The organism is Mesorhizobium sp. P2_F7, assembly GCF_056403695.1.
This window is the reverse complement of record NZ_JBFUFA010000013.1, coordinates 61,252-73,463: the sequence shown is the minus strand read 5'-3', so window position 1 is coordinate 73,463 and position 12,212 is coordinate 61,252. Positions and strand designations below refer to the sequence as shown.

Here is a 12,212-nt window from a genome sequence, read left to right as displayed (position 1 = left end):
ACGCGCCTGAACGCGTCAAGCCTGCGTCATCGGGTACTGTTCTTTCAGCGCCTTCAGCACCTGGTCGCCGGGCATCGGGGCGCCGAACATGAAGCTCTGCACGTATTCGCAGCCCATCTGGCGCAGTTCCAGCGCGTCGCTTTCGTCGGAAATGCCTTCGGCCACCACTGACAGGCCGAGCTCATGCGCCATGTTGACCATGGATTTGAGCAGCACCGCGCGCTTCGGCGTCGCGTCGTCGACAAAGCTCTTGTCGATCTTGATGGTGTCGAAGGGGAAGCGCGTCAGATAGGCGAGCGACGAATAGCCGGTGCCGAAATCGTCGAGCGACAGGCCGATGCCGAGCTGCTTCAGCTTGGTCAGCACATGCGAGGTTTGCTCGGGATTGTCCATGACCAGGGATTCGGTGAGTTCGAGCCGGAAGCAGCGCGGCTTGAGATTGGCGCGCGCGATGACCGAGCGGACGTCGCTGACCAGGTCGCGGCGGATCAACTGGCGGCTGGACAGATTGACCGAGACGGACAGCGGCGTGTCGCCGATCTGCTTTTGCCAGCCGGCGAGGTCCTCGGCCGCCTGCTGCATGGCAAACAGGCCAAGCTGCACGATCAGCCCGCAGCTTTCGGCGACCGGGATGAAATCGCCCGGCGGGATCATGCCGCGGCGCGGATGATCCCAACGCAGCAGCGCTTCGAAGCCGGCAATGCTGCCATCCTCGAGCCGCACGATCGGCTGATAAGCGAGGGTGAATTCGCGCCGCTCGATGGCGCGGCGCAGGTCGGATTCGAATTGCAGCCGGTCGGTGCCGACGGTGCGGAAGGCCGGCCGGAACGGCTCGATCCTGTCGCCGCCGAAGCGCTTGGCCTGGTGCATGGCAAGCTCAGCGTCCTTGACCATGTCCTCGGCCGAAGTCTGCGCCGAGGTCCAGGTGATCAGGCCGATCGAGGCAGTCAGCACGATCTCGCGCTTGGCGAAGGTGATCGGGTTGTTGATGGCGTGCTTGATGGCGTCGGCGACCGCCGCGATGCGGGAGGGGTCCTGCTCGGACAGCAGCATCAGCGCGAACTGGTCGCCGGCAAAGCGCGACAGCGAATCCTTCGGCTTCAGCAGCCGGTGCAGGCGGCGTGCAATGGTGAGCAGGATGGTGTCGCCAGCCGAGATGCCAAGCCCGTCATTGACTTGCTTGAAGCGGTCGATGTCGATGACGAAGACGGTCGGGCGCACCTTCTCTTCGGTGCGCGCAATCGAGATGATCGCTTCCAGCCGGTTCATCAGAAGTTCGCGGTTGGGCAGGCCGGTCAGATTGTCGTGAACGGCATCGTGCAGCAGCCGTTCCTCGGACTTTTTCTGCTCGGTGACGTCGACCATCGTGCCGACGCAGCGAATCACTTCGCCGTCCGAACCGATCACCGGCCGGGCTCTCAGCGAGAACCAGTGATAGTGCCCGTCGGCGCCGCGCAGGCGGAAATTCTGCGACACCCGGCCGCGCCGGTGTTCGAGCACCACGTCGAGCGTGGTGCGGAACGTGTCGCGGTCATCGGCATGCAGCACGGGCAGCCAGTTGCGAGCGGCACCGCCTAAGCTGTTGGGCGCCAGGCCAAGCTGGATGCTGACATCGGGCTTGGTGACGACGCGGTCGCGCAGCACGTCCCAGTCCCACACCGTGTCGCCGGAGCCTGCCACCGCCAGAGCCTGGCGCTCGAGGTCGGAGAACAGGCCCTGATGCAGCGCGCCGCCGGCAAAGGCATGCTGCATGACCGTGAAGCCGATCAAAAGGATGATCAGGATCAGCCCACCGCCCAAGGCCGGCTGGGCGATGTCGTTGTCGAGCATGCCGGTGATCGCCATCCACGATCCGCATAGCCAGAGCAGCACCATCACCCAACTCGGCACCAGCATGATGGCGCGGTCGTAACCACGAATACCGAGCAGGATGATGAGGCCGAGTCCGGTGAGCGCGGTGGCGGCGAAGGACAGCCGGGCAATGCCGGCGGCGACGGCCGGATCGACGATGGCGACACCGGCGATCAGCAGCAGGCCGAGGATCCAGACCACCGCGCCGTAGCTGAAATGGCCGTGCCATCGGTTGAGGTTGAGATAGGCGAAGAGGAACACAACGAAGGTCGCCGCAAGCGCCACCTCCGTTCCCGCTCGCCACATCTGCTCATTGCCGGGCGATATCTCTATGATCTTGTTTAAAAAGCCGAAATCGACGCAGATATAGGCGAGCACCGCCCAGGCGAGGGCCGCGGTCGCCGGGAACATCGAGGTTCCCTTGACGACGAAAAGGATGGTCAGGAACAGCGCCAAAAGGCCGGCGATGCCGATGACGATGCCGCGAAACAGCGTGTAGGAATTGACCGAGTCCTTATAGGCTTCCGGCTCCCACAGATAGACCTGCGGCAGCTTGGGCGAGGCAAGTTCGGCGATGAAGGTGATCACCGTTCCCGGGTTCAGCGTCACCCGGAACACGTCGGCGTCGGGGCTCGACTGGCGGTCCAGCGCGAAGCCCTCGCTGGGTGTGATCGCGGCGATGCGGGTGGCGCCGAGATCGGGCCAGAAGATGCCGGAATTCACCAGCCGGAAGTGCGGCGCCACGATCAGCCGGTCGAGCTGCTGGTCGGTGGTGTTGGCGAGCGCAAACACCGCCCAGTCACCTGTCGAGCGCGCGTCATTGGCCTCGACCTCGATGCGCCGCACGATGCCGTCGGGGCCGGGCGCGGTCGACACCTGGAAGTTTTCGCCCTGGTCGCGGTAGATCTCGACGGCGCGCGACAGGTCGAGTGCGACATCGTCGCGGGCAATCTTGATCGGTTCGACGGCGAAGGCCGGGAGCGCCGCGCAGAGCGTGACGACAGCCGCCAGAACAAAGGCCAACAGCGACCCGTTTCGCAGGAAATTCGTCAAAAATCAGTCCTTCGTTCCAGCGCCCGGCGGATCGTCCGCGATCCGGGCGTAGAGGTAGTGGTCCTGCCAGATGCCGTTGATCCTGAGGTAGGATCGCAAAAGTCCTTCGCGCCGGAATCCGGCTTTTTCAAGCACTCGGATCGACCGGGCGTTGTCGGGAATACAGGCAGCTTCGATCCGGTGCAACCTCAGCGTATCAAAGGCGAAGCGGCAGACCACCTTGACCGCGTCGGTCATCAGGCCGCGGCCGCCAAACCGCTCGCCGATCCAGTAGCCGACATGGCCGCTTTGCGAGACGCCGTGGCGGATGTTGCCCAGCGTAATGCCGCCGGCGAGCTTGCCGCTTGCCTTCTCGAAAATGAAGAAGGCGATCGCGGTTCCCTGTGCATAGTCTTCGCGGTAGCGGCCGATGCGCAGCCGCCAGGCGGTGCGGTCGAGCTCATCGGGCGTCCAGCGCGGCTCCCACGGTTCGAGGAAGCCGCGGCTTTCGCCGCGCAGCGCCGACCATTCGCGATAGTCGTTGGTGTAGGGCACGCGCAGCGTGACCCGGTCGCCCTTCAGTGCCGGCAGGTCACGGCGAAAGAAAGGGAGCGCGAACACGGGGCGCGCCTTGAGGGGACTTAGACGGCGAGCTTGCGGGCCGTGGTGTGCGTGCCCGCAAGCGAATCGAGGATCGCCTCATAGGGCGCGAGCGTACCCACGGGGCCGACGGCGGTCAGCGTCGGCTTGGTCGAAAACAGCCGTGACGACAGGTCGGTCAGCCGCTCGATGGTCAGCGCCGACAGTCGTTCCATCAACTCCTCCTTGGCGATCGGCCGGCCGAACAGAAGCAACTGCCTGGCGATCTGCGAGGCGCGGCTTGCGGGGCTTTCCGCCGACATGATCAGTCCGGCGCGGTATTGCGCACGCGCCCGGTCGAGTTCCTCCTGCAGGATGTTCTCGCCGGCCTTCTGCAGCTCGTCGATGATGACGGGCACCAGTTCGGCGATGTCGCTCTGCCCGGTCGCGGCGTGCACGCCGAAAATGCCGGTGTCGGAAAAGCCCCAGTGGAAGGCATAGACCGAATAGCACAGGCCGCGCTTTTCGCGCACTTCCTGGAACAGCCGGGACGACATGCCGCCGCCGAGGATCATCGACAGCACCTGCGAGGCGTAGAAGTCGCGCACATGATAGGCGCGGCCTTCGAAGCCGAGCACGATCTGGGCATCCATCAGGTCGCGATCCTCGCGGAAATCGCCGCCGACATACTGCGCATATTGCGGCATCGTGCTGTCGGCCTTGCTGCGGAAGCCGCCGAGCTGCTTTTCCACCTCGCGCACGAAATTGTCGTGCTTGATGTCGCCGGCGGCCACGATCACCATGCGCTCGGCGCCATATTGGCGTTCGATGAAATCGTGCAGCTGTTTGGAGGTGAAGGATTTGACGGTTTCCGGCGTGCCGAGGATCGAGCGGCCGATCGTCTGGTGGCGGAACGCCGTCTCGGTGAAACGGTCGAAGACGATGTCGTCGGGCGTATCGTGCGCCGCACCGATCTCCTGCAGGATCACATGCTGCTCGCGCTCCAGCTCCTGCGGGTCGAACTCGGACTCCTGCAGGATGTCGGCAAGAATATCGACCGCCAGCGGCACGTCGTCGGACAGCACCCTGGCATAGTAGGACGTCGTCTCGACGCTGGTGGCGGCGTTGATCTCGCCGCCGACATCCTCGATTTCCGAGGCGATTTCGAAGGCCGTGCGCCTTTTCGTGCCCTTGAAGGCCATATGCTCGAGCAGATGGGCCATTCCGTGCTCTTCGTCACGCTCATTGCGAGCGCCCGACTTGACCCAGGCACCAAGGGCAACGGATTCGAGGCTTGGAAGGGTTTCGGTGGCGACTGTCAGGCCGTTCGACAGACGGCTTACCTCAACACCCATATGGCAAGTACTCCCTAACGCGCTGCCCTTGAGTGGCGGCTCACGTAATCTTCCACCATTTTCAGGTCGGATGGAAGTACCGTGTATTTTTCGTCGGCTGACATCAAGGAGCCCAGCCAGGCAGGCAGGGCTGGCGACACGCCGCAGGCGGCTTCGACAGCCGCCGGGAACTTGGCCGGATGTGCCGTACCCAGCACCACCATCGGCACGGCGCCGTCAGCCTTGCCGGCGGCGACATGCACGGCCGCCGCCGTATGCGGGTCGAGCAGATAGTTGCTGGTTTCCAGCGTCGAGCGGATGGTGGCCGCGACCTCATCCATACCGGCGCGGCCGGCGTCGAATTCGGCCCGCATCCTGGCCATTTCAGCCGTTTCGATGGTGAAGGCGCCGGACTGTTTCAGCCCGGCCATGTAGCGTCGTACGGTTTCGGCATTGCGGTCGGAGGCCTCGAACAGCAGACGCTCGAAATTCGACGAGACCTGGATGTCCATCGACGGCGACGTCGTCGCAAACACACCCTTGGTGCGGTATTCGCCGGTCGCGAAGGTGCGCGCCAGTATGTCGTTGTCGTTGGTGGCGACGATCAGCCGCTCGATCGGCAGGCCCATCTTCTTGGCGGCGTAACCGGCAAAAATGTCGCCGAAATTGCCGGTCGGCACGGTGAAGGAAACGGGCCGGTCCGGCGCGCCGAGCGAAAGCGCCGAGGAAAAATAATAGACGATCTGGGCCATGATGCGAGCCCAGTTGATCGAATTGACGCCCGACAGCGAGACGCCATCGCGGAAGGCATGGTCATTAAACATGTCCTTCAACAACCCCTGGCAGTCGTCGAAATTGCCTTCGATGGCTAGCGCCTGGACATTGGCTGCGGTCGATGTCGTCATCTGCCGCTGCTGCACCGGCGAGACGCGGCCATGCGGGAAGAGCACGAAGATATCGGTGCGGTCGCGGCCGGCAAAGGCGTCGATGGCCGCACCGCCGGTGTCGCCCGAGGTGGCGCCGACGATCGTGGCGCGCTGGCCGCGCTCTGCCAGCACATGGTCCATCAGCCGGGCCAGCAGCTGCATGGCGACGTCCTTGAAAGCCAGTGTCGGACCGTGGAAGAGCTCGAGGATGAAGGTGTTGGGGCCGGTCTGTACCAGCGGGCAGACTGCCTGGTGGCGGAAGGTGGCATAGGCTTCGCGCACCAGGCGTTCGAAAACGGGTGCGGCGATCTCGCCGCTGAGGAACGGCGTCAGCACGCGGATGGCGAGGTCGGGATAAGGCAGGCCGCGCATGGCGCGGATCTCGGCTGCCGAAAATTGCGGCCACTCTCGCGGCACATAGAGCCCACCGTCGCGTGCCAGCCCGGCCAGCACCGCGTCGGAAAATCCCAGCGCGGGCGCTTCCCCGCGAGTACTCACATATTGCATGTCACAGACCCGTTGCCGCTTCGCGTTTCCGTTCACCACAGAGTGGTTAATTTCTGCGCTGGCTCAGTCGCATTTTTGCCGCGCCATTGCTATACGTCACCAGCTTTGCGAGAGGGAAGTGCAGTTTCATGGCGTTCTATTCGTTCAACCGTCGCTTTGTCGCGGGTCTGGCGCTCACCGGCTTTATGCTTGCCGCCGCCGGCTGCCAATCGAGCGACAATGGCATCCTCAACCTCGGATTAGGCAAGAAGGCCGACCCGAATGCGCCAATACCGCCGCAGGATCCCAAGGTGCTCGCCAGCCAGTTGCAGGCCTATTGTCCGAAAGTGACGTTGCGTGACGGCACCGCCTATTTCAACACCTACGCCAAGGGCGCGTCGCAACCGAAAAAGAAAAAGGTCGACGCCGCGCAGGATGCCGAGGCCGCTGCCGCCGCGCAGACGGCGCCGGATGGCACCATCGTCGACCCGAACAAGGATCCGACCAAGATCATCTACCAGGCCTCCATCAGCGAGGTGAGCCGCGATTGCAGCCGCGCCAACGGCCAGCTGACGATGAAGATTGGCGTTGCCGGCAAGATCGTGCCGGGACCGATGTTCACCCCCGGCACCATCACCATGCCGATCCGCATCGCCGTCATGCATGGCACCGACGTGCTTTATTCGCAGATCCATCCCTATCAGATCCAGGTCAGCGATCCCTCGACCGCCACCCAGTTCGTCTTCACGGATTCCAACGTCGTCGTGCCCGAGCCGTCCGCCAAGGACTATCAGGTCTATGCCGGCTATGACGACACCGCACCGGCGGCGGCGGACAAGAAGTCCGGCAAGAAAAAGAAGCGGGCGCCCGCTACGAACTAGGCGGCGCTTCGGCCGCCGTCGCGGCTGCGGCAGCGGCTGTCAACTTCTCTGAAAGATCCAAACGATCCGATCGTTACCCTGCAGGTGTGCGCCTGCAGGCAGTGACGTCTTGCGCTCCAAATCCTGATCCATTGCACCAGCGCACTTGACTCATTCATATCTCGACGGTTATACGTCAATCAATAGCTCGCAGGTTATTGATCCCGATGCCAGACGCCCACGACACTCTGTTCAGAACACTTGCCGACCCGACCCGGCGGGCCATTTTCGAGCGCCTGTGCCGCCAGGGTGAGCAGACTGTGGGGGCGCTGACGGCGCAGTCCGGGGTCTCGCAGCCGGCGGTGTCGAAGCATCTCGGCGTCCTGAAGCAGGCCGGCCTGGTGCTCGACCGCCACGCCGGACGGCAGACCCACTACAGCGCGCTGCCCGCAGCACTTGGTCCGCTGACGGACTGGACAGTTCAGATGACGGGGTTTTGGGAGAGCCGCTTCGACGATCTCGAGGATCTGCTGAAAAGGATGGACCAGTGAGCAAGCCGGAACTGCGCACCGTCGTCGTGGAACGTGAAATTTCGTGGCCGGCGGAGAAGATCTGGCGCGCGCTGACGCAGCCGCATCTGATGGAGGAGTGGCTCATGAAGAACGATTTCAAGCCCGTCATCGGCCACAGTTTCAATCTTCGCGGCGACTGGGGTGGCGTGCTCGACTGCGAGGTGCTGGCCATCGAGCAGAACAGGACGCTGTCCTACAGCTGGGATTTTGCCCATGAGGATGCCGCCTACAATCTGAAGAGCGTGGTGACGTTCACGCTCACGCCCACCAGCACGGGCACCCGTCTGCGCGTCGAGCAGTCGGGCTTCCACCCCGATCAGAAACAGGCCTATGGCGGCGCCAGGGCCGGGTGGCAGCAATTCCTCACCAGGCTGGAGCAGCTTCTGGCGAAGCCAGATTGAAGGCCTGCCGGCACAATTCAGCGCCATGCCCCGATTGCGGGGCCACCGAACGCAACAAAGGAGAAAATCGATGAAGATCAAGCTGACCAGCGTCTACGTGGACAACCAGGATAACGCCCTGCGCTTTTACACCGACGTGCTGGGCTTCGCCGTGAAGGCCGATTTCAGCAACGGGCCTTTTCGTTGGCTGACCGTAACCTCGCCCGATGAACCCGAGGGAACCGAATTGCAACTCGCGCTCAACGACAACCCGGCCGCCAAAACCTACCAGCAGGCCATCTTCAAGCAGGGCCAGCCCGCGATCATGCTGTTCACCGACGACATCAAGGGCGACTATGAGCGCATCAAGGGGCGCGGCGGTGCGTTCGCCATGGCGCCGACCGAAGTGACCGGCTCGACCATCGCCCAGCTCAACGACAGCTGCGGCAATCTCATCCAGATCACCCAGCTGGCACGCTGGTAAGCGCACATTTTCAAGAGGAGGTGGCAATGAACTTGAGCAAATGGATACGCCAAACCCACCGTTGGCTGTCGATCATCTTCACGCTGACCGTGGCAGCCAATTTTATCACAATGGCATTCGGACAGCCTCCGGCATGGGTGGTCTATTCGCCGCTGCTGCCGCTCTTCCTGCTGCTGTTCAGCGGGCTCTACATGTTCGTAATGCCCTATGTCGCGCGGCCGCGCGGCGAGCAGCGCGCGCAAGGGTAGCGACGATGGCCAAGGCGCCTGGAAAATCGAAGGCCGCAAAGCTGGCCCCAGCCAAGCCAGCGCCGGCCAAGCCGGTCCTGCTTTCAGGCGGCAACCCACAGATCGCCAAGGCCTATGGGGATGCTCCCGTGCAAGCCTATATCGCGGCCATGCCGGGCTGGAAGAGCGATGTCGGGCGCCGCCTCGACGCGCTCATCGTCGGCGCCGTTCCCGGTGTCCACAAGGTGGTGAAGTGGAACTCACCGTTCTATGGCATCGAGGGCGAGGGCTGGTTCCTCAGCCTGCATTGCTTCACCAGATACGTCAAAGTCGCCTTCTTCCGCGGCGCCTCGCTGGATCCCGTTCCTCCCGGTGGCTCGAAGCAGAAGGACGTGCGCTATCTCGACATTCATGAAGGCGAAGACATCGACGAGACCAGGTTTGCCAGCTGGGTGAAGCAGGCCAGCAAATTGCCTGGCGAGAAGATGTGAAGGGAGGAGACCATGAAGACCAGCGGCGCGAACAAGTCAGAGGCAGGACCTTCAGCCTCCGAGCGGATCGATGCCAGGATCCGCGAACTGGACGATTGGCGAGGCAAGACGCTCGCCAGCCTGCGCAAGACCATCCTCGACGCCGATCCTGGGATCATCGAGGAGTGGAAGTGGATGGGCAGCCCGGTATGGTCGCGCGACGGCATGATCGCGGTCGGCAACGCCCACAAGGACAAGGTGAAGCTGACCTTTTCGCACGGCGCCAGCCTGCCGGATCCAGACGGGCTGTTCAACAACGGCTTTGGCGGCAAGGTGTGGCGGGCGATCGATGTGTCCGAGGGCGACGAGATCGATGCGGAGGCGCTGAAAGCACTCGTCCGCGCCGCGATTGCCTATAACAGGGCAAAGAAGAAACCGGCCCGAGCCAAGTCGCTCAAAGCCAAGGACTGAGTTCAGGCGTCCGACCACTCGGATAGCGCGGCAATCACGCTTTTCAGTTCGGCCCAGCGGCGGATGACCGTTTCAGCGCCGGCCTCGGTCAGCGCATCGGCGTGGCCGGGATAGCTGTGCGCGGCGCCGGTGAAACCGATCACGCGCATGCCGGCAGCCCTGGCGCCGGCAACTCCGTGCACCGAATCCTCGATGACGAAGGTGTTTGCCGGATTGGCGTTGAGTTTTTCGGCCGCGAGCAAGAACACGTCGGGGGCGGGCTTGGTCTTCTTGCTCGGTATCTCCAGCGCTGAAAAAATCCGGCCGGCGAAGAACGGAAGCAGGCTCACCTTCTCCAGCATGAATTCGATCCGCTCGGAGCGCGAGTTCGAGCAGACGCAACGTGGCGCTGTCACCGCAGCCACCGCCTCGCGCGCGCCGTCGATGGCGCGCACGTCGCTGCGCAATTTGCGGTCGACCAGCTCTTCGGCGCGGTCGATCATCGAGGCCTGGAACGGGATCGCGGACTTCTCCTCGACCCGCATCATGATGTCCTTGAAGGTCAGCCCGGCATAGCTTTCGGCGATCTCCTCGGCCGATATTTCGAAGCCGGCGAGTGTCAGCAGTTCGGCCTCGACACGGGCGGCGATGATTTCGGAATCGACGAGCACGCCGTCGCAATCGAAGATGACAAGATCTGGCTGGGGCATGGCAATCCGGAATTGGGACGAGGGGGCAAGCCCGACAGGGCTCAGGCGGCGCGGCATACACCAACAGGCCCGGCTGCGCAAATTAACGAAGCCGAACGATAGGTCTCAGTTTGAATCCAAAGGCCCGGGCAGCGCCTCATCGCTCGATAATTTTGCGAGCAGCTTCGGCCGCGCTGTCCAGAAGAATTCTATCGTGCCCCTGTCCTATTTCGCGCCGATAGTCCGAAAGGAACCAGACTTTTACATCCTCAGGCGAGGCTCCGGCCACGCCCCGCGGCATGTCAAAATGAACAACGAGCTTTGCGTCGACCAGAACGACATACTCGTCATCGAATTGATCGGGCACCTCTTTGATGAGGTGGAAGACGGTGCCGAGTACTCCAAGCGAGGAGACAGCTTCGATCAGGGCGAAGTCGCGAGAAGATGCCTCGGGCTTAAGCCTGATCCCTTCAACATCGTAACGGTCTCTAAGGTACTTGGGAGACATCGGTCAGCTGTATCGCGTTTTCTTGCGGATCGCCGGGCTCAGGCGCAACAGCGTCCAGCTTGTCACGAAGGTCGTCCATCGACCAGAGAGTCTGCGGCACGCCAACGGCTATTGCCGGCGATATTTCTAAGCTGAGACTTCCACACGGGTTGCGCCCTTCACCGAATATTTACGCTGATCGGTAACCATAACGGGGAGTAAACAGTAACGCGTGCTTTGGGTGTAAACATGTCTGCCGTGCGTCTTCTCGACGACCTCTCCCACGCCCCCCAGCAATCCGAGTGGCTGGACACGATCCTCAAGGGCGACTGCGTTGCCGCACTCGACCGGCTGCCGGAAAAATCCATCGACGTCATCTTCGCCGATCCGCCCTACAATCTGCAGCTCGACGGCGATTTGCACCGGCCCGACCAGTCCAAGGTCGATGCCGTCGACGACGACTGGGATCAGTTCGAGAGTTTCGAGGCCTATGACGCCTTCACCCGCGCCTGGCTCTTGGCGGCACGCCGCGTGCTGAAACCCAATGGCACCATCTGGGTAATCGGCTCCTACCACAACATCTTCCGCGTCGGCGCCAAGATGCAGGATCTCGGCTTTTGGATCCTCAACGATGTCGTCTGGCGCAAGACCAATCCGATGCCGAATTTCCGTGGCCGCCGCTTCCAGAACGCGCATGAGACCATGATCTGGGCCTCGCGCGACCAGAAGGGCAAGGGCTACACCTTCAACTACGAAGCCATGAAGGCGTCGAACGACGACATCCAGATGCGTTCCGACTGGCTGTTCCCGATCTGCACCGGCGGCGAGCGGCTGAAGAACGACAATGGCGACAAATTGCATCCGACGCAGAAGCCGGAAGCACTGCTTGCCCGCATCATGATGGCTTCGACCAAGCCGGGCGACATCGTGCTCGACCCGTTCTTCGGCTCCGGCACCACCGGCGCCGTCGCCAAGCGTCTTGGCCGCCACTTCGTCGGCATCGAGCGCGAGCAGGCCTATATCGACGCCGCCAATGAGCGCATCGGCGCCGTGCGGCCGTTGGAAACCGCCGATCTAACCGTGCTGACCGGCAAGCGCGCCGAGCCGCGTGTCGCCTTTGTCAGCCTTCTCGACACCGGGCTGATGCAGCCCGGTGCGACACTCTATGATTCCAAGAAGCGCTGGGCCGCCAAGGTGCGCGCCGACGGCACCGTGGCGATCGGCGACAGCGCCGGCTCGATCCACAAGATCGGCGCCGAAGTGCAGGGTCTGGACGCCTGCAACGGCTGGACCTTCTGGCACTATGAGCGCTCGGGCGGCCTGACCCCGATCGACGAATTGCGCCGCATCGCCAGGCTCGGCATGGAACGGGCAGGGGCCTGAGG

At 63.1% G+C, this 12,212-nt stretch carries 14 protein-coding genes; 8 read left to right on the top strand and 6 right to left on the bottom strand.

Features of this window, described 5'->3' with window-relative positions; translation table 11 throughout:
• Nucleotides 1-15: 15 nt before the first annotated feature.
• Genes AC1DZ8_RS28185 through thrC form a run of 4 tightly spaced genes read right to left on the bottom strand, consistent with a single transcriptional unit; the run spans nt 16 to nt 6,229 of the window.
• Nucleotides 16-2,904, bottom strand: coding sequence for an EAL domain-containing protein (locus tag AC1DZ8_RS28185; RefSeq protein ID WP_477302769.1), 2,889 nt, complete (start codon nt 2,902-2,904; stop codon nt 16-18).
• 3 nt (nt 2,905-2,907) lie between these two features.
• A complete protein-coding gene (locus tag AC1DZ8_RS28180; protein ID WP_192256360.1) occupies nt 2,908-3,504 on the bottom strand; it encodes a GNAT family N-acetyltransferase in 597 nt (198 codons plus the stop codon).
• 20 nt (nt 3,505-3,524) lie between these two features.
• On the bottom strand, nt 3,525-4,817 hold the full coding sequence (locus AC1DZ8_RS28175; protein ID WP_454573809.1) for a M16 family metallopeptidase: 1,293 nt from the start codon (nt 4,815-4,817) through the stop codon (nt 3,525-3,527).
• A 14-nt stretch (nt 4,818-4,831) separates the two neighbouring features.
• Entirely contained in the window at nt 4,832-6,229 is a 1,398-nt protein-coding gene (gene thrC, locus AC1DZ8_RS28170; RefSeq protein WP_477302766.1) for a threonine synthase, read from the bottom strand.
• 128 nt (nt 6,230-6,357) lie between these two features.
• Between thrC and AC1DZ8_RS28165 the strand changes: the two genes are divergently transcribed.
• The 7 genes from AC1DZ8_RS28165 to AC1DZ8_RS28135 all read left to right on the top strand — a co-directional run bounded on the left by AC1DZ8_RS28165 (nt 6,358) and on the right by AC1DZ8_RS28135 (nt 9,672).
• On the top strand, nt 6,358-7,089 hold the full coding sequence (locus AC1DZ8_RS28165; RefSeq protein ID WP_477302764.1) for a hypothetical protein: 732 nt from the start codon (nt 6,358-6,360) through the stop codon (nt 7,087-7,089).
• Nucleotides 7,090-7,295: 206 nt separating this feature from the next.
• Nucleotides 7,296-7,619, top strand: coding sequence for an ArsR/SmtB family transcription factor (locus AC1DZ8_RS28160; protein ID WP_477302762.1), 324 nt, complete (start codon nt 7,296-7,298; stop codon nt 7,617-7,619).
• Nucleotides 7,616-8,041, top strand: a complete 426-nt coding sequence (locus AC1DZ8_RS28155; RefSeq protein ID WP_477302760.1) for an SRPBCC family protein — start codon at nt 7,616-7,618, stop codon at nt 8,039-8,041. The genes AC1DZ8_RS28160 and AC1DZ8_RS28155 overlap by 4 nt, the downstream gene beginning before the upstream one ends.
• 70 nt (nt 8,042-8,111) lie before the next feature.
• Complete coding sequence (locus AC1DZ8_RS28150; RefSeq protein WP_477302758.1) at nt 8,112-8,504, top strand: VOC family protein; 393 nt, start codon at nt 8,112-8,114, stop codon at nt 8,502-8,504.
• 26 nt (nt 8,505-8,530) lie between these two features.
• Nucleotides 8,531-8,752, top strand: coding sequence for a hypothetical protein (locus AC1DZ8_RS28145; RefSeq protein ID WP_477302757.1), 222 nt, complete (start codon nt 8,531-8,533; stop codon nt 8,750-8,752).
• Between the two features lie 5 nt (nt 8,753-8,757).
• Complete coding sequence (locus tag AC1DZ8_RS28140; protein WP_477302755.1) at nt 8,758-9,222, top strand: DUF1801 domain-containing protein; 465 nt, start codon at nt 8,758-8,760, stop codon at nt 9,220-9,222.
• 12 nt (nt 9,223-9,234) lie between these two features.
• Complete coding sequence (locus AC1DZ8_RS28135; RefSeq protein ID WP_477302753.1) at nt 9,235-9,672, top strand: DUF1801 domain-containing protein; 438 nt, start codon at nt 9,235-9,237, stop codon at nt 9,670-9,672.
• A 2-nt stretch (nt 9,673-9,674) separates the two neighbouring features.
• Here the strand turns inward: AC1DZ8_RS28135 and AC1DZ8_RS28130 are convergent, their stop codons facing one another.
• Both AC1DZ8_RS28130 and AC1DZ8_RS28125 read right to left on the bottom strand, forming a co-directional pair.
• On the bottom strand, nt 9,675-10,361 hold the full coding sequence (locus AC1DZ8_RS28130) for an HAD family hydrolase (RefSeq protein WP_477302751.1): 687 nt from the start codon (nt 10,359-10,361) through the stop codon (nt 9,675-9,677).
• Nucleotides 10,362-10,497: 136 nt separating this feature from the next.
• Nucleotides 10,498-10,848, bottom strand: coding sequence for a hypothetical protein (locus AC1DZ8_RS28125; RefSeq protein WP_477302749.1), 351 nt, complete (start codon nt 10,846-10,848; stop codon nt 10,498-10,500).
• A 228-nt stretch (nt 10,849-11,076) separates the two neighbouring features.
• On the opposite strand from AC1DZ8_RS28125, the gene AC1DZ8_RS28120 reads away from it, so the two are divergent.
• Nucleotides 11,077-12,210, top strand: a complete 1,134-nt coding sequence (locus tag AC1DZ8_RS28120; RefSeq protein WP_477302747.1) for a DNA methyltransferase — start codon at nt 11,077-11,079, stop codon at nt 12,208-12,210.
• The last annotated feature ends 2 nt before the right edge of the window (nt 12,211-12,212 follow it).

Bases quoted from the DNA above. Each gene is read 5' to 3' on its own strand.
- AC1DZ8_RS28175 (WP_454573809.1), bottom strand. From the start codon at position 4,817: ATGGGTGTTGAGGTAAGCCGTCTGTCGAACGGCCTGACAGTCGCCACC.
- thrC (WP_477302766.1), bottom strand. From the start codon at position 6,229: ATGCAATATGTGAGTACTCGCGGGGAAGCGCCCGCGCTGGGATTTTCC.
- AC1DZ8_RS28165 (WP_477302764.1), top strand. From the start codon at position 6,358: ATGGCGTTCTATTCGTTCAACCGTCGCTTTGTCGCGGGTCTGGCGCTC.
- AC1DZ8_RS28160 (WP_477302762.1), top strand. From the start codon at position 7,296: ATGCCAGACGCCCACGACACTCTGTTCAGAACACTTGCCGACCCGACC.
- AC1DZ8_RS28150 (WP_477302758.1), top strand. From the start codon at position 8,112: ATGAAGATCAAGCTGACCAGCGTCTACGTGGACAACCAGGATAACGCC.
- AC1DZ8_RS28145 (WP_477302757.1), top strand. From the start codon at position 8,531: ATGAACTTGAGCAAATGGATACGCCAAACCCACCGTTGGCTGTCGATC.
- AC1DZ8_RS28140 (WP_477302755.1), top strand. From the start codon at position 8,758: ATGGCCAAGGCGCCTGGAAAATCGAAGGCCGCAAAGCTGGCCCCAGCC.
- AC1DZ8_RS28135 (WP_477302753.1), top strand. From the start codon at position 9,235: ATGAAGACCAGCGGCGCGAACAAGTCAGAGGCAGGACCTTCAGCCTCC.
- AC1DZ8_RS28130 (WP_477302751.1), bottom strand. From the start codon at position 10,361: ATGCCCCAGCCAGATCTTGTCATCTTCGATTGCGACGGCGTGCTCGTC.
- AC1DZ8_RS28125 (WP_477302749.1), bottom strand. From the start codon at position 10,848: ATGTCTCCCAAGTACCTTAGAGACCGTTACGATGTTGAAGGGATCAGG.
- AC1DZ8_RS28120 (WP_477302747.1), top strand. From the start codon at position 11,077: ATGTCTGCCGTGCGTCTTCTCGACGACCTCTCCCACGCCCCCCAGCAA.